This window comes from Pseudonocardia tropica (assembly GCF_040105315.1).
Classification (GTDB): Bacteria; Actinomycetota; Actinomycetes; order Mycobacteriales; family Pseudonocardiaceae; genus Pseudonocardia; species Pseudonocardia alni.
The window spans coordinates 40,477-56,558 of the sequence record NZ_JBEDNP010000013.1; the positions used below are offsets into that span (position 1 = coordinate 40,477).

Annotated in this window: 13 protein-coding genes and 1 tRNA gene; 6 read left to right on the plus strand and 8 right to left on the minus strand. The window is 74.5% G+C overall.

The genetic code is table 11. The features are described 5' to 3' along the window. Window positions 1-212: 212 nt before the first annotated feature. The 5 genes from WHI96_RS20510 to WHI96_RS20530 form a co-directional block, all read right to left on the minus strand. Window positions 213-2,258, minus strand: a complete 2,046-nt coding sequence (locus tag WHI96_RS20510; protein ID WP_345641908.1) for an NAD(+) synthase — start codon at window positions 2,256-2,258, stop codon at window positions 213-215. Between the two features lie 24 nt (window positions 2,259-2,282). After that, the gene (locus WHI96_RS20515) at window positions 2,283-2,555 is read right to left on the minus strand and encodes a hypothetical protein (RefSeq protein WP_073578537.1); all 273 of its coding nucleotides are present in this window, start codon (window positions 2,553-2,555) and stop codon (window positions 2,283-2,285) included. A 13-nt stretch (window positions 2,556-2,568) separates the two neighbouring features. Then, window positions 2,569-3,756, minus strand: coding sequence for an alpha/beta hydrolase (locus WHI96_RS20520; RefSeq protein ID WP_179761925.1), 1,188 nt, complete (start codon window positions 3,754-3,756; stop codon window positions 2,569-2,571). A gap of 25 nt (window positions 3,757-3,781) precedes the next feature. After that, window positions 3,782-5,479, minus strand: a complete 1,698-nt coding sequence (locus WHI96_RS20525) for a phosphatidylglycerol lysyltransferase domain-containing protein (RefSeq protein ID WP_179763042.1) — start codon at window positions 5,477-5,479, stop codon at window positions 3,782-3,784. Window positions 5,480-5,588: 109 nt separating this feature from the next. Continuing rightward, entirely contained in the window at window positions 5,589-6,509 is a 921-nt protein-coding gene (locus WHI96_RS20530; protein WP_345641903.1) for a hypothetical protein, read from the minus strand. A 295-nt stretch (window positions 6,510-6,804) separates the two neighbouring features. Between WHI96_RS20530 and WHI96_RS20535 the strand changes: the two genes are divergently transcribed. The 5 genes from WHI96_RS20535 (at window position 6,805) to WHI96_RS20555 (ending at window position 12,424) form a co-directional block, all read left to right on the plus strand. Further along, window positions 6,805-7,071: a PRC-barrel domain-containing protein gene (locus WHI96_RS20535; protein WP_345641900.1), complete on the plus strand. Its 267-nt coding sequence runs from the start codon at window positions 6,805-6,807 to the stop codon at window positions 7,069-7,071. After that, window positions 7,047-7,592: a YsnF/AvaK domain-containing protein gene (locus WHI96_RS20540; protein WP_312888800.1), complete on the plus strand. Its 546-nt coding sequence runs from the start codon at window positions 7,047-7,049 to the stop codon at window positions 7,590-7,592. The genes WHI96_RS20535 and WHI96_RS20540 overlap by 25 nt, the downstream gene beginning before the upstream one ends. A 431-nt stretch (window positions 7,593-8,023) precedes the next feature. Further along, a complete protein-coding gene (locus WHI96_RS20545) occupies window positions 8,024-9,193 on the plus strand; it encodes a lipase family protein (protein ID WP_345641897.1) in 1,170 nt (389 codons plus the stop codon). A 141-nt stretch (window positions 9,194-9,334) separates the two neighbouring features. Beyond that, window positions 9,335-11,920 (plus strand): rifamycin-inactivating phosphotransferase, encoded by a 2,586-nt coding sequence (gene rph / locus WHI96_RS20550; protein ID WP_345641895.1) that lies wholly within the window; start codon window positions 9,335-9,337, stop codon window positions 11,918-11,920. Window positions 11,921-11,986: 66 nt separating this feature from the next. After that, on the plus strand, window positions 11,987-12,424 hold the full coding sequence (locus WHI96_RS20555) for a VOC family protein (protein WP_345641893.1): 438 nt from the start codon (window positions 11,987-11,989) through the stop codon (window positions 12,422-12,424). 174 nt (window positions 12,425-12,598) lie between these two features. Here the strand turns inward: WHI96_RS20555 and WHI96_RS20560 are convergent, their stop codons facing one another. Beyond that, window positions 12,599-13,246, minus strand: a complete 648-nt coding sequence (locus tag WHI96_RS20560; protein WP_345641890.1) for a VTT domain-containing protein — start codon at window positions 13,244-13,246, stop codon at window positions 12,599-12,601. Window positions 13,247-13,411: 165 nt separating this feature from the next. Continuing rightward, window positions 13,412-14,830 carry an MFS transporter gene (locus tag WHI96_RS20565; RefSeq protein ID WP_345641887.1) on the minus strand — a complete coding sequence of 473 codons (1,419 nt, stop codon included), beginning with the start codon at window positions 14,828-14,830 and terminating at the stop codon, window positions 13,412-13,414. Window positions 14,831-15,166: 336 nt separating this feature from the next. On the opposite strand from WHI96_RS20565, the gene WHI96_RS20570 reads away from it, so the two are divergent. Further along, window positions 15,167-15,751: a TetR/AcrR family transcriptional regulator gene (locus tag WHI96_RS20570; RefSeq protein ID WP_345641884.1), complete on the plus strand. Its 585-nt coding sequence runs from the start codon at window positions 15,167-15,169 to the stop codon at window positions 15,749-15,751. Window positions 15,752-15,996: 245 nt separating this feature from the next. Here the strand turns inward: WHI96_RS20570 and WHI96_RS20575 are convergent. Then, a tRNA-Arg gene (locus tag WHI96_RS20575) sits at window positions 15,997-16,071 on the minus strand. Window positions 16,072-16,082 lie beyond the last annotated feature (11 nt).

Sequence of the window (16,082 nt, forward strand, 5' to 3'; positions counted from 1 at the left end):
TCGGTGAACCGTGTCGCCGATCGGCGACCGGTGCCGACGACACGACGACACGCACCACTGCTGCGCCGGACGTGTGATCGGATCACCCGTCGTCGCCGCCGTCCGGACCAGTGGGCCACCCCCGTCCGGACCCTGCGCACTGCGGCGTCCGCGCCCCGGTGCGGTCGGGACGCCGAGCGCGACCGGCTGAGCGCCCACCGGCCGAACCGCCCTCAGCCGGCCGGGACCTCCCGCTCGATCTCGTCCAGCCAGATCGTCGCCGACAGGTCCGAGGGTGCCCGCCAGTCCCCGCGGGGCGACAGCGCGCCGCCCGCGGACACCTTCGGCCCGTTCGGCAGTGCGGAGCGCTTGAACTGCGCGAACTGGAAGAACCGCCGCGCGAAGACCTGCAGCCAGCGCCGGATCTCGGCGGGGGAGTAGGCGGGCCGCTCGTCGTCGGGGAACCCGGGCGGCCACCGGCCCGCGGCGGACTCGGACCAGGCGTGCCCGGCCAGGAACGCGATCTTCGACGGCCGGAAGCCGTGCCGCAGCGTGTACCAGAGCGTGAAGTCCTGCAGCGCGTACGGACCGACGGTGGCCTGGCTGGACTGCACCTCGGTCGTCCCGTCCGAGGGCACCAGCTCCGGGGTGATCTCGGTGTCGAGCACCGAGCGCAGCACCGCCGACACCCCGGGCGGGAACTGCTCGGAGGAGACCACCCAGCGGATGAGGTGCTGCATCAGCGTCTTCGGGACGCCGCCGTTGACGTTGTAGTGCGACATCTGGTCGCCGACGCCGTAGGTGGACCAGCCGAGCGCGATCTCCGACAGGTCCCCGGTGCCGAGCACGATCCCGCCGCGCTGGTTCGCCAGCCGGAACAGGTAGTCGGTGCGCAGCCCGGCCTGGACGTTCTCGAAGGTGACGTCGTAGACGGGCTCGCCCCGGCCGAAGGGGTGGTCGATCTCCGCCAGCATCGTCCGCGCGGTGCCGGTGATGTCGATCGTGGCGAAGGTGACGCCGAGGGCTTCGGACAGCGCGACGGCGTTGTTGCGGGTGTGGTCGGAGGTGGCGAAGCCGGGCATGGTGAAGGCGAGGATGTCGGTGCGCGGGCGGCCGAGCCGGTCCATCGCCCGCGCCGCGACGATCAGGGCGTGGGTGGAGTCGAGCCCGCCGGACACGCCGATCACGACCTTCGGCTGGCCGATCGCCCGCAGTCGCTGCTCCAGCCCGGCGACCTGGATCGAGTAGGCCTCGAAGCAGTCCTGCTCCAGCCGCGCCGGGTCGGCGGGCACGAACGGGAAACGCTCCACGGTGCGGCGCAGGCCGATGTCGTGGCCGGGCGGGTCGAGCCGGAACGCCACCGTGCGGAAGGCGTCGGTGCGGGCGGCGTGGGTGCGGCGGTTGTCGTCGAAGGTGCCCTGGCGGCGGCGCTCGCCGGCGATCAGGTCCAGGTCGACGTCGGCGACCGCGTGCCGCGCGCCCTGCGGGAAGCGCTCGGACTCCGCGAGCAGCACACCGTTCTCGTAGATCATGGTCTGGCCGTCCCACGAGACGTCCGTGGTCGACTCGCCCTCACCCGCGGCGGCGTAGACGTAGGCGGCCAGGCAGCGCGCCGACGCCGAGCGCGACAGCAGGTGCCGGGTGTCGGCCCGGCCGACCGTGATCGGTGAGCCGGACAGGTTCGCCAGCACCGTCGCCCCGGCCAGCGCCGCCTCCGCCGACGGCGGGATCGGCACCCAGTAGTCCTCGCAGACCTCGGCGTGGAGCACGAAGCCGGGCAGGTCCTCGGCGGCGAAGAGCAGGTCCGTACCGAAGGGGACGTCGGTGGCGCCGAGCCGGATCGAGGCGCCGCGGACGTCGTCCCCGGGGGCGGTCTGGCGACGCTCGTAGAACTCGCGGTAGGTCGGCAGGTAGGACTTCGGGGCGACGCCCAGGATCCGGCCCCGGTGGATCACGATCGCGCAGTTGTAGAGGCGGTGGCGGTACCGCAGCGGTGCCCCGACCACGAGGACCGGCAGCAGGTCCGCGGTCGCCTCGACGAGGGAGAGCAGTCCGGTCTCGACGGTCTCCAGCAGCGTGTCCTGCATCAGGACGTCCTCGATGGAGTAGCCCGAGAGCGTCAGCTCGGGGAACACCACCAGCCCGACGCCGTCGTCGGCGCAGGTCCGGGCGGTCTCCAGCACGGCGGCGACGTTCGCGGCCGGGTCGGCCATCATGGTGTGCAGGGTCGCCGCGGCGGTGCGCAGGAAGTGGTGGCGGTAGACGGAGCGGAAGTCCACGCCGTCATTCTGACCGGTGGGTGCTCAGCTCCGCCGACCCGCCAGCATCCGCGCCGCCGCGCAGGCGACCCCGGTGGCGACGAGCAGCCCGAGCAGCACCGCCCAGCCCGCCCCGACCGACCCGCCGGCCAGCACGACCCCGAGCGAGCCCAGCCACGCCAGCGGCACCAGCAGCCACAGCGCCAGGCCGTGCAGCACCTTCGGGATCTCCCCGACGCCGGCCGCGATCACGATCCACACCACCCCGGCGAGCAGCCCGCCGACGAGCAGCAGGGTGCCGACTCCCTCCCAGACCACGTGTGTCTCCTTCCTAGGGGTCGGGCACCGGCAGCACGCGCTGCGGCACACCGGGCCCGTCGTCGATCGTGACACCCGCCGGCGTCGCGGGCGGGACCAGCGGCCCCAGCAGGTGCGCACCCAGCCAGTCCACCAGGTCCGGCAGCTGCGCGCGGACGGCGTTCTGGTTGTGTCCGCCACCCGGGTAGAGCCGGGTGTCGACGGTCACCGGTGGCGCGGCGGCCGCGCGGATCCGGTCCGCGGCGGCCCGCTCCTCGGGCTCGTCGGAGCCCGCGGTGACCAGCATCGCCAGGGGCGCGGGCCGCTCGCCCAGCAGCGCGACGACGTCGTTGGCCGCGGCGAGGTCGGGCCGCCCGGCGAACAGATCCCCAGTGACGACGTCGTCGGGGGTGCGGTCGTAGCCGCTCTGGCTGACCGCGAGCGCGTAGGTGCGCGGGTGGCGCAGCGCCAGGTTCATCGCGCAGTAGCCGCCCGAGGACCAGCCGGCCAGCGCCCAGGCGCCGCGGTCGGGCCGCACCCGCAGGTGCCGGGTCGTCCAGTCGACGAGGTCGGTGGTCAGGTAGGTGTCGTCGGCCGCGCCGTGCTGGGCGTCGACGCACTCCTGGTCGTGGCCGAACCGGGGTTCGCCGTTGATGTCGGGGACCACCAGCACGACCGGCGGGATGCGGTGCGCCGCGATCGCGGCGTCGAGCACGTCGGGCACCGTGAACAGCGCGGCCACCTCGCGGGGCTCTCCGGGGAACCCGGGCAGCCACTCGACGACCGGGAAGCGGGCCCGCGGGTGCTCGGTGTAGCCGGGCGGGAGGTAGACGTCGGCGTCGCGGTCGATGCCGGACACGGCCCCGTGCAGGGTCATGTGCAGCGTGGAGCCCAGCCCCTGCGCCGAGCGGGCGGCGACCAGCGGCATCGCCGCGTCGAGGCCCGCACCGTCCGGGCCGATGTCGGCGACCGAGCCCTCGCCGGGGTCGGGAGAGGACCCGATCAGCGAGCCGACGGTGGGGAAGAAGCCGCCGAGCAGGTTCGCCCCGGCCCCGGCGGCCGCGAGCACGGCCACGGCCGAGACGGCCACGAGCAGCGTCCGGGCCACCCGGCGCAGCCGGTGCCACACCCCACCGGTGAGGGCGAGCAGCAGCACCGCCGCCACCGTCGGCACGACCACCGCGGCGACGACGTCGAGGCGCAGCTCAGAGGCGTGGATCACGGCGCCGCCCCCGCGCGGACCCGGCTCACCGGCGCAGCAGCCGCAGCAGCGCCGGCGGGCGGCCGCCGAAGCCCTCGGCCTCGAGTACGACGAACAGCACCCGCGGCAGGTCGCGGACGGCGGGGAACAGCACGTAGCGCGGGTACCAGCTCGGGCGGAACTTCGCGTTGAACCGGTAGAGCGAGTCGATCTGCCACCAACGCGACGCGATCCGCAGTACCCGGGCCCAGCCGCGGGCGACCGGTCCGGCGCCGATCCGCTCGCCGCGCTCCAGGGCGGAGCGGAACATCGCGAAGTTCAGCGACACCCGCTTCACACCATGGTCCTTCGCGGCCGCCATCAGCTCGGCGATCATCAGCTCGTTGACGCCGTTGTCGGCGTCGGCGTCGCGGACCATGAGGTCCAGCGAGAGACCGTCGCGGCCCCAGGGGACCAGCTGCAGCATCCCGGACGGCTCGCCGTCCCGGAGCGCGGTGACGATCACCGCGTCCGGGTCGGAGGGGTCCGCGACCCGCGAGGACGCCATCGAGAATCCGCGCTCGTCCTCGGCGCCGCGCCAGCGGTGCGCGCGCTCGGCGACCCGCATCCGTGCGGTCTCGTCGAGGTCCCGCAGCCGCGTCACCTCGACGGTGTGCCCGCTGCGCTGCATCCGGTTGACGGTCTGGCGGACCCCGCGCATGGGGCGTCCGTCCAGGCTGAACGACGCCGTCTCCAGTACCGCCTCGTCGCCGAGCTCGAGGGCGTCGAGACCGGCCTTGGACCAGGCGGTCGCGCCGCGCTCGGAGCAGCCCAGCACCGCGGGCGACCAGCCGTAGCGGGTGCAGATGCCGAGGAAGGCCTCGATCGCGCCGGGCCAGGCGCCGACGTCGCCGACGGGGTCGCCCGAGGCCAGTGCGACCCCGGCGAGCACCCGGTAGGACACCGCGGACTTGCCGCCGTGGGCGAACACCGCGGCCTTGTCCCGGCGCAGGGCGAAGTAGCCCAGCGAGTCGCCGTCGCGCTGGTCGAGCAGGGCGCGCAGGCGCTGCTCGTCGTCGGGGTCGAGCGACGGGCGCGGCTCCGGCGAGCGCAGGAGGTGGTACCCGGCGACGACGAGCGCGACCACCCCGAAGGTCAGCCCGATCGCCGAGGTCAGGTCGTCGAGCCACACGGCGCGCTGCTGGAACTCGACCGGTCCGATCACCCCGATCAGCGACAGCGCCGCGTGCGCGGCCTGCGCGGCGATCGACGGGTCGCCGACGAGCCGGCGCGGGTTGAGCGCGAGCAGCACCCAGACGATGAGGAAGCCGGACAGCCCGAACTGCAGCAGCGACCGGACCGACCGGCCGAGCCCTCCCGGGTCCTGCCGGGCGACGAAGTAGCGGCGCGTCGCGATCAGCGCCGCCAGCAGCGCGACGACCAGCACCGCGGGCCCGATGCCGCGCCGCTGGTCCAGCACGTGCAGCAGGTTGACCACGACGAGGAACGTCGTCGTCGCTGTCGCCACCCACCAGGCGCGCTGCTTGCGCCGGCGCAGCCCGGTGGCCAGCAGCAGCAGACCGACCCCGGCGAGCGCGGTCACGACCAGCGACGCCAGCCCCAGCCCCGCGGGCAGGCCCAGGGTGCTGCGCAGCTCGCTGCCGATGACCCGGCGGGGCGCGGGCAGCACCGCCGCGACGACGGTCAGCGCACCGACGATCCGGGCCGCCCACACCACGGCGCGGACGACGGCGGCCTCGGACAACCGTCGTCTGCGGGCCTCCGGGTCCGGCGCCGGGGCCGCTCCGCGCGTGCGGACGTCCCCGTGCTCGTCCCGGTGCTCGTCCCCGGCGGTCCCGGGCGGGCCGGAGCCCTCAGAGCCCGTCACGCGTTCCTCCTGTCGATCCCGTCGCCGGTGGCGGACCACCGGCGACGCCCGAGCGGGCCACCGGACCCGGCAGCCGCGCGCCGAGCGCGTCCAGCTCCGCGGCGACGACGTCGGCCGCCGGTGTCCCGGGCGCCGCGGTCACCGACCCCGACGCTAGCGCCGGGCCCGGCGGTGGCGCGCCCGGCACCGGGTCATCCTGCGTCGCCGCGGTGCGCACGACGACCAGGTCCAACGGATCGGGCGAACCGGACGGAGGGGCGGGGCAGCCGTCGCCGCCGGGCGGCCCGGCCGCCGTCGCGACGTCGGCGCGCTCGGCGAGCGCCCGGCCCAGCGGGCACCCGGGGCCCTCGGGCGGACCGGCGAGGGCCCACGCGGCCCGGTCGGTCCGCAGCACCGGCGAGCCGGCCGCGACGGCGGCGACGCGCAGCCGGGACACCGGCACCCGGTCGGTCCACAGCACCACCACGGCCGGCATCCGGCCCGCGGTGACCGCGGCGTCGACCGCGGCCGATCCGTCCCCGGACCCGGTCCACACCAGGACGGGGTGGGCGAGGTGCTCGTCGTAGCCGGGCGGCAGGTGCGCGGGCACGTCGACGCCGTCGACGGTCAGCACGGTGTCCCTGCCGGGACCGGTGACCGGCGGGGCGGGTGGCGCGGGCAGCCCGCCGCGGTCCGGCCCGGCGGCCAGCGAGGCGGGCGTCGGGTAGAAGCCGAACCAGGCGTTCGTCCCCACCGCGAGGGCGAGCACGACGAGCGCGACCACGGCCGGCAGCGCGGCCGCCCGCACCGCGGGCCGCCGGCGGGACCAGCCGCGCACGAGCAGTACGAGGGTGAGCGCGGCCGTGCCCGCGACGGCGGTGACGGTGACGGCCGACCCGAGCGGGAGCAGTGCGGTCCCGGCGAGCACGTCACCACGATTCCACGCCGGTTCCGGGGACCCGGCGGCGGGATGATCCGTCCCCGTCGTCGGGAACGTCCGAGGTCAAGTCCAGAACAGACCGTCCCAAACATGCCGTCCGGGGTCGCCCGCGACGGGAACGCGCTACACCCAGCGTTGTCGCACAAGCGATCCCGTGGGGCGGGTGGATGACGACGGTCACACGGACGACGGGGAACGGGGCGTCCGCCGCATGCCGGGGCGGTTCCGGGTCGACCCCACCGGTGTTCGACAGCATTCGCACCGAGCCACGGAGGACAGCAGCATGATCACGGAGGACATGACCCGGGAGCTCATCGGTCGTCAGGTCGTCGACAACCACGGCGAGAAGGTCGGCAAGATCGGCCAGATCTACCTGGACGAGCGCAGCGGTGACCCGACCTGGGCCACGGTCAACACCGGGCTGTTCGGTACCAAGGAGAGCTTCGTGCCGCTGCAGAACGCCGACGTGCACGACCGCGACGTCGCGCTGGGGTGGAGAAGAAGGCAGTCAAGGACTGCCCGCACGTGGGCCGCTCCGACGAGCGCCTGACCGGGTCGGAGGAGGACGAGCTCTACCGCCACTACGGCATCGGGCACGGTAACGGCAACGGCCGCACCGACGCCCGCCACGCCACCGGTGAGCGCACCGACCGCGACCGCACCGACCGCACCGACCGCACCGGCGACGACGCGATGGTCCGCCACGAGGAGAACCTGCGCGTCGGCACCGAGACCGAGGAGACCGGCCGCGTCGCGCTGCGCAAGTACGTCGTGACCGAGGACCAGACCGTCACCGTCCCGGTGTCGCACGAGGAGGTCCGCCTCGAGCGCGAGCCGATCGACGGCACCGAGGCGACGGCCCGCCCGGGCGCCATGGGCGAGGCCGAGCACGAGGTGACCCTGCACCGCGAGCGCCCGGTCGTCGACAAGACCACCGAGGCCGTCGAGAAGGTGCGCCTCGGCACCCGCACCGTCACCGAGGACGAGAAGGTCTCCGACACCGTGCGCAAGGAGCGCATCGAGGTCGACGACCCGCAGCACGCCCTGCCCCGCGACGAGCGCCGCAGCTGAGCGACGCACCGCGCCACCGGCGCGTCACCGGCGCCCGTACCTCGGGCCCGGTGACGCGCCGGGCGCATGTGCGGGCCGGCTCAGGTCGCGCCGAGCAGCGCGAACGCGGTCCGCAGCGCGCCCGCCGCCTCGGCGACGGCCTGCCGGAGCCGCACCCCGATCCCGAGCGAGTCGCGACACCGTGCACGAGGTCGGGGTGGCGGCGCAGGGTCGCCGGGACGCCCGCCTCCCGCATGCCTGAGCGAGGTGACGGCCTACGGCACCGCGGTCACCGTCGGACTCCCCGACCCCCCGCACCACTGAGATCGTCGAGCGTCGCGAACCGGTGGTCGGCGCGCCCGTGTCGCGGCATCCGCTCGCGGTGCCGGCCGTTCCCCGGCGGGCACGTGCTCGTTCAGCCCAGTGGAGATCATCTGCGGAGGGGGACGGGCATGAGGACGAGACTGCGTGCGACGGTCGTGGCGGGGGTGGTGGCGGTGGTCGCAGCGGTGGTCGCTGTGCCGCAGGCACTGGCCTCGCCGGAAGGACCGGGGGCCGACGGTGCGCCGGGTGACGTCGTGTCCGCGGAGCGGGTCCTCACCCCGACGGTGCCCGCCGCGACGGCGACCCGCCTCCTCTACCGCAGCCTCGACACCGACGACCGCCCGGTCACGGTGAGCGGGATCGTCCTCACCCCGCTCGTCCCCGCGCCCGGGCCGACCCGGGTCGTCGGCTTCGCCGCGGGGACCCAGGGGCTCGCCGACCGCTGCGCGCCGTCGCGGCAGCTGCAGGCCGGCACCGAGTACGAGGCCCCGGCGATCGGCGCGCTGCTGACCAGCGGCTACACCGTGGCCGTCACCGACTACGAGGGCCTGGGCACGCCCGGCGAGCACACCTACGTCAACCGGGCCGCGCAGGCGCACGCCCTGCTCGACGTGGCGCGCGCCGCCCAGCGGGCCGGCGTCGGCGTGCCGGAGGACGCCCCGACCGCGCTCTACGGCTACTCCCAGGGCGGTGGCGCGTCGGCCGCGGCGGTCGAGCTGGCCCCGGAGTACGCCCCCGAGCTGAACCTCGTCGGCGCCTACGCGGGGGCGCCCCCCGCCGACCTGCGCGCCACCGGCCGCGCCCTCGACGGCGGCCCGTACGTCGCGCTGCTCGGCTACGCCGTCTCCGGGTTCGACGCCGCCTACCCCGACCTCGGGGTGCAGGACCTGCTCGACGACCGCGGCCGGCAGGTGGTCGCCGAGCTGCGCGAGCAGTGCACCCAGGACTCCGCGCTGCGCTACCCGGGGCTGCGCTCGGAGACGCTGTCCGTCGACGGACGCCCGATCTCGGCGTTCCTCGACGAGGAGCCCTTCGCGAGCCGGGTCGACGAGCAGCTGATCGGGCGTCGCACACCCGGGGCGCCGGTGCTGATCGTGCACAGCGTCGCCGACGACATCGTGCCGTTCGACCAGGGCAGGGAGCTCGCCGAGCGCTGGTGCGCCCACGGCGCCGACGTCGAGTTCCGGCCGTCGCCCGTCCCCGGTCACCTCGGCGGGTACCCCGACGGGCAGGCCCGCGCGCTGGCGTTCCTGCAGGCCCGCTTCGCCGACCTGCCGACGACGCCCACCTGCGACTGACGACGGGCGGGAGACCCTCCCGCCATGGTCAACATATAACGCACCGGGGGACTTGCGGCAAGACCCGGGGATCACGCCAGACTCTGCGCCCGGCGCCGTGACCTGCGGCGTCGTGGTGACTCGGGGGTGGGCGTGCACGGGGTGCTGTTGCAGTTGGGCGAGGTCGGTGGGGACCGGCTCGCCGTCGTCGGCGGGAAGGCCGCGCACCTGGGGGAGCTGACCCGGACGGCGGGGGTCGCGGTCCCGGGCGGCTGGTGCGTGACCACCGGCGCCTACCGGGCGGTCGTGGGGGCTGCGCCCGGGTTCGACGCGTTGCTGGACCGCCTGGCCGGTCTGCCCGACGACGACGCCGACGGGCTCGCCGCGGTCGCCGCCGAGGTCCGCGGGCTGGTGGCGTCCCGGCCGGTCCCCGACGACGTCGCGGCGGCGGTCACCGCGGCGGTCGGCCGGGCCCCGGCCGGGACGGCGTGGGCGGTGCGCTCCAGCGCGACCGCCGAGGACCTGCCGACGGCGTCGTTCGCCGGACAGCAGGACTCGTACCTGAACGTGGTGGGCGCCGACGCGGTGCTCGACCGGGTGCGGGACTGCTGGGCGTCGCTGTTCACCGACCGCGCCGTGGCCTACCGCCGGCGCCTCGGCCTGGACCACCGCGCCGTCGCGATGGCGGTGGTGGTGCAGGAGATGGTCGTCCCGGACGTGTCCGGGGTGCTGTTCACCGCCGACCCGGTGACCTCCGACCGGACCGTGACCGTCGTCGAGGCGGTGCCCGGACTGGGCGAGGCGCTGGTGTCCGGCCTGGTAGCGGCGGACGCGTGGACGGTCCGCGACACCGGCGGGACCGCCGCGGTCGCGGACGCGCGGACCGCGCCGCGCACGGTCGCGGTGCGGCCCGCCCCGGGCGGCGGGATCCGCACCGAACGGGTCGACCCCGACGGCGCGCCCCTGCTCACCGACGACCAGGTGCTGGAGCTGACCCGGCTCGGCCGGACGATCGAGGCCGGGCTGGGGAGCCCGCAGGACGTCGAGTGGTGCCTGTCCGACGGCCGGTTCCAGGTCGTCCAGAGCCGTCCGATCACCACGCTGTTCCCGGTCCCCGACACCGACGACGACCGCCTCCACGTCTACCTGTCGGTCGGCTACCAGCAGATGATGACCGACGCGATGCGCCCGCTCGGGCTGTCGTTCTGGCAGATGACGACGCCACGCCCGATGGCCGAGGCGGGCGGGCGGCTGTTCGTCGACGTCACCGCCGCGCTGGGCACCCCCTCCGGTCGCGACGGCCTGCTCGCGGTGATGGGCCGGTCGGACCCGCTGATGACCGACGCGCTGCGCACCGTGCTCGACCGCGGCGCGGTCCCGCTCGGCGAGGACCCGGCGACGCCCGCCCCGGTGCACGGTGCGCCGACCACCGAGCCGCTGGACCCGGACCCCGCGCTGGTCGCCGAGCTGGTCGCCGAGGTCCGGGCGTCGGTGGCGGACGCGGCCCGCAGGATCTCCGGCCGCGTCGGGCCGGAGCTGTTCGCCGCCGTCCGCGAGGACATCCCCGAGCTGCGGGCGCGGCTGAACAACCCGCGCAGCACCCGGGTGTTCATGACGGCGATGGACGCGGCGTACTGGATCGACGAGCACGTCGGCGAGTGGCTGGGGGAGCGGCCGTCGGACGTGCTGACCCGGTCGGTGCCCGACAACGTGACCTCGCAGATGGGGCTCGCGCTGCTCGACGTCGCCGACGCGGTCCGCCCGTACCCGGCGGCGGTGGCGCTGCTGCGCGACGCCGGGGACGACGTCCTCGACGCGCTGGGGTCGGTCGAGGGCGGCACGGTGGCCCGCGACGCGATCCTCGGCTGGCTCGACGCCTACGGGGCCCGCTGCGTCGGTGAGATCGACATCAGCCGGCCGCGGTGGCACGAGCGTCCGGCCGCGCTCGTGCCGCTGATCCTCGGTCACGTCGACGGCGAGGAGCCCGGTGCCGGTCGCCGCCGGTTCGAGCAGGGCCGCCGCGAGGCCGAGGCCACCCGCGACGACCTGCTGGCCCGGCTGCGGGCCGGGACCGACGGCGAGGCACGGGCCGCGCGGACGGCGCTGATGATCGACCGGCTGCGGACCTTCATCGGCTACCGCGAGTTCCCCAAGTTCGGCATGGTCTCCCGCTACGCGGTCTACCGGGCCGCGCTGCTCGCCGAGGCCGACCGGCTCGTCGCCGCCGGGGTGCTCGACGACCGCACCGACGCCTACTACCTGCGGTTCGACGAGCTGGAGCAGGTCTCGCGCACCGGGCGCGCCGATCTCGCCCTGGTGCGCGCCCGGCGGGCGGAGTTCGCCGCGTACGAGGCGCTGACCCCGCCGCGGGTGCTGACCTCGGACGGCGAGTGCCTGCAGGGCTCCTACCACCGCGACGACGTGCCGCCCGGAGCGCTCGCCGGGCTCGCCGTGTCGGCCGGGACGGTCGAGGGCCGCGCCCGCGTCGTCGCCGACCTGTCCGGCGCCGCACTCGAACCCGGGGACGTACTGGTCACCGCCTACACCGACCCCAGCTGGACGCCGGCGTTCGTCACGATCGCCGGGCTGGTCACCGAGGTCGGCGGACGGATGACCCACGGCGCCGTCGTCGCCCGCGAGTACGGCCTGCCCGCCGTGGTCGGGGTGGAGGACGCGACCCGGCTGATCCGGGACGGGCAGCTGGTCCGGGTGGACGGCGGGAGCGGGCTGGTCGAGATCCTCGGCTGAGACGTGTCGAGAACAGGGGACCGGCTCCGTCCCCGGAGCACGGACACCACGAACGGGAGGACAACCATGACGGTCCTGCGGATGGACAACGTCGGCGTCGTCGTCGACGACCTCGATGCTGCGGTCGCGTTCTTCGCGGCCCTCGGTCTGGAGACGGAGGGCCGGGCGAGGGTGGAGGGCCCGGACGTCGACCGGCTCGTCGGGCTCGACGGCGTGCGGTGCGACATGGCCGTCGTGCGGACGCCGGACGGGCACGGCCGGCTGGAGCTCATGCGGTTCGTGTCGCCGTCGTCGCCGGCGGGGGACCCGGGCGCCGCGGTGAACGTGCTCGGCATCCGGCGGATCATGTTCGCGGTCACCGACGTGGAGGGGACCCTGGCGCGGCTGCAGGAGCTCGGCGCCGACGCGGTCGGGGACGTGGTGCCCTTCGGCGGGCGGCACGTGCTCGCCTATGTCCGCGGGCCCGGCGGCGTCCTGGTCGCGCTGGCCCAGGAGGAGGGCTGACCCCGCTGTGGACACACGCCGAGGTTCGTCGTGACGGGTACCGCCGGAACGGTGCCGATGGCGACGTCGTCATGACCCCGTCCCGGCGTCCCCGGATGCCGGTGCCGTGTGCGTCGCGTCCTGCCGGCCGCCGTCCCGAGTGCAGCCGAGCACCGTGCATCGCGCCGGGAGACATCATCGAGCTGTGGTTCCTGTCGAACGGGTTCGCGGGCGATCGTCGGAGCGGGGCCGGCGGAGCAGGCGTCGTGCGAGCGGCAGGAGCAGGGTGATCCCGATGAGGGACAGGCTGACCACGGATGCGTACCGGTCGATCAGCAGTACCAGGTCGACCGCGTGCTGGCCGGCGGTGTAGCCGACACCGACGACGAGGACGGTCGTCAGCGTCGCGCCGAGGAGGTCGAGCAGGAGGAAGGTGGTCAGCTTCATGCCCGTCCAGCCGGCGAGCACGAAGACCGCGGCGGTCGGTACGCCGGGCAGCATCGCGAGCGCCACCGCGCCACCGATCAGCCGCGGGTTCGCATCCGACGCCCACGACGACCACCGGCGGGCCTGTGACGTGGTGGTGAGCATCCCCAGGATCCGCTCGCCCCAACGCCGGCCGATCCACCAGGTGAGCCAGTCGAACTTGATCATGCCGAACGCGCCGGCGGCCACGGCGAGCCAGAGCGGCACCTCGCCGATCCGGGCGAACGCGGCCGTGGCGCCGACAGCGACGAGGTCCCCGGTGAGAAACGCGAGAGCCACGGGGTGGGAGGCGATCAGGAACGGCTGGAGCGGCCTCACCACCATCCCCAGTGTGATCACGGCGACGATGGCGACCATCAGGCCGACGTCCACACGCGAGGGGCGGCCGTCCCACGGCACCCATCGATTCGCAGGTCGGGGCGCCTCGTGATGATCCGGCCCCGGGTCCGGAGCGGTGATCGGGCCCTTGCTCATCCCTGAGCCTCCCTCGGTCCGACAGCGTCAGGTGCGATCGTGCGGCGGTCACGTGCCCGAGGCGCGTGTCTCGCGCGGCTCGGCGACGAGCGCCAGGGCGGCGACGAGGGCGACGGCTGCGGCGAACCAGTAGCCGGCGGCGAAGGCCGCGAACGACGGGGTGAGCAGCGCCGTCGCCGCCGCGCTCGACACCGCGGAGACCCCGGCGGCCGCCCCGAACTCGTGGAAGGTGCTCAGTACGCCGGAGCCGACGCCGGCCTCCTGCGGCCGCACGGCGGAGAACAGGCTGCCGGCGGCGGCGACGAACACGGCCCCGACGCCGAAGCCGGCGAGGCTGGTGGCGATGATCAGCACGGTCATCGAGAAGATCGCGGCCGCTGCGGCGAGCCCGGCCGCGGCGATCAGGAGCCCCGTCGCCGACACGACGCGTACGCCCCGGCGTGGAACGACCCGCCCGGCGAGGGTCGAGCCGAGCACAGTGCCGAGGGCGACCGGCAGGAACGACAGCCCGGTCTCCAGGGCGGTGAACCTGTGCAGTTGCTGCATCGCGAAGGAGCCCAGGAAGAACACCGAGATCATCAGTGCGGTGGCGACGAAGATCAGACCCAGCCCGCGCAGCACGGGTCGTCGCCGGAGCAGTCCCGGATCGACCAGCGGGTTGCGGGCCCTCCGGATCCACCGACCGAACAGCAGGTAGCCGGCGATCCCCGCGCCGGCGGCGATCGCCGTGGGCAGGCCGAGCCAACCACGGTCGCCCGCGGCGACCAACCCGTACACCAGGGCCCCGGTGGAGACGGTCACCAGTGTCGCACCGACCGTGTCGACCCGGCCGCCGGAACCGGGAAGCGGCCGGACGGAGCGCAGCAGGCCGATGAGCAGCACGACCCCGACGGGGACGTTGACGAAGAAGACCCATGGCCAGCCGGGGCCGGCCGTGAGGACACCGCCGAGGAGGACGCCGAGCGCTGCGCCTGCTCCGCCCAGCGCCGACCACACGCCCAGCGCCCTGGTCAGCTCGGCGCCGGTGAACGTCCGCACGATGACCGAGAGCGCCGCCGGGGACATCACCGCCGCGCCGACACCCTGCAGGGCTCGGGCCGGCAACAGCACCTCGCCGGTGGACGAGAACCCGGCCCACAGCGATGCCGCGACGAACAGCGTCAGACCGGTGAGTACGACGCGACGCGGGCCGAACACGTCGGCGGCCTTGCCGCCGAGCAGTATCAGGCCGCCGAACAGCAGTGCGTAGATGCTCGCCACCCAGGCGACCGCGGCTCTGTCCAGTCCCAGGTCCACCTGGATGTCCGGAAGTGCGATCGCGACCACCGTGACGTCGACGATCAACATCGACTGCGCCACACCGAGCAGGCCCAGAGTTCGCCAGCGGCGCGGGTCGGGAGGCGCTGCCTCGTCGTGGCGGGTCGCGCCGGTTCTGCGTTCCCCCGCCGCGCCTTCCGGAGCTCGCATGGGACCTCCTCGATAAACTGAACGCTGATGTACGAGTACGCTAACTCGAACACGGGTGTCTGACAAGAGGGTGCGGCGCGTCACCACACGCACTGCGACGATCACGAACCGGGTGGCTCGTCGAGCAGGATTCCGGCGTCAGTGCGACCGGTGGGGGGACGCCGGTGCGGAGATGTCGACCCTGGCCGACGATGACTGTGGCGACCCGGGGCCGGACGATGTCGACGTCGCCGGTGCCGAGGGAGGAGGCAGCGAGGCGCGCGCTGCCGTGGATCCGTCGCATGCCCGGACTGCACCGGCTAACGTGAACAGGACTGTACGCACTAGGGGGGTCCGATGGCTGCGACCGGGACGAGCGCCGACCGCACGAAGCGCGCCGATGCCGTCCGCAACATCGAAGCGATCATCGATGCCGCCACCCGGACGCTCGCCGTCAACCCGGACGCGAGCGTCAACGAGATCGCCAGGGCGGCGGACGTCGGCAGGGTGACGCTCTACGGCCACTTCGACTCTCGGGCCACGCTCATCCGCGAGGTCGTCGACCGTGCCATCGCCCAGACCGACGAGGCGTTGGCGCGACTGGACTTCGACGGCGACCCGCGCGACGCGCTCGGCCGACTGCTCGAGGCCACCTGGCACCTCACCCACCGCTTCGGCGCGATCGTGGTCGCCGCCTCCCAGGTGCTGCCGGCCGAGCAGATGCGTCGTGCCCACGACGGGCCCGCGGCCCGCGTGCGTCGCCTTCTCGAACGTGGTCGCACGACAGGTCGGTTCCGGGACGACGTTCCGATCGACTGGCAGATCAGCCTGATCCAGGCGATCGTGCACGGTGCCTCGAGCGCTGCGCACCGAGGCGAGATCACTGCTGACGTGGCGCCGGTGCTGGTCCGAGATGCGGTGCTCGCGGCCATCTCGACGTAGCCTTCGAGTCGGCCTCCGGCCGGCCGCCGACGCGGCCGTCGACGACGCCGACACCGGCTCGTCGCGCACCGCCCTCGACCCGGCCTGCGTGCAGCATGTCCGAGTCGAGGGACCACCGCTGTACCCGATCGGGCGCTGATCGACGGGTGCATGAACCTCACGAACGAGGGTTGGTGCACCGCCTGGACCGGCCTGCCAGGTGATCATGAAGAATGCGCAGGTCCGCCCCCTCGGAAGGGTTCAGGTGGTGCCCCCGGCAGGATTCGAACCTGCGCTCCCGCCTCCGGAGGGCGGTGCTCTATCCCCTGAGCTACGGGGGCCGTGCGATGGG

Excerpts from the sequence above, each read along its gene's own strand:
- WHI96_RS20535 (WP_345641900.1), top strand. The coding sequence starts at position 6,805 with ATGATCACGGAGGACATGACCCGGGAGCTCATCGGTCGTCAGGTCGTC.
- WHI96_RS20545 (WP_345641897.1), top strand. The coding sequence starts at position 8,024 with ATGAGGACGAGACTGCGTGCGACGGTCGTGGCGGGGGTGGTGGCGGTG.
- WHI96_RS20555 (WP_345641893.1), top strand. The coding sequence starts at position 11,987 with ATGACGGTCCTGCGGATGGACAACGTCGGCGTCGTCGTCGACGACCTC.
- WHI96_RS20560 (WP_345641890.1), bottom strand. The coding sequence starts at position 13,246 with ATGGTCGCCATCGTCGCCGTGATCACACTGGGGATGGTGGTGAGGCCG.
- WHI96_RS20565 (WP_345641887.1), bottom strand. The coding sequence starts at position 14,830 with ATGCGAGCTCCGGAAGGCGCGGCGGGGGAACGCAGAACCGGCGCGACC.
- WHI96_RS20570 (WP_345641884.1), top strand. The coding sequence starts at position 15,167 with ATGGCTGCGACCGGGACGAGCGCCGACCGCACGAAGCGCGCCGATGCC.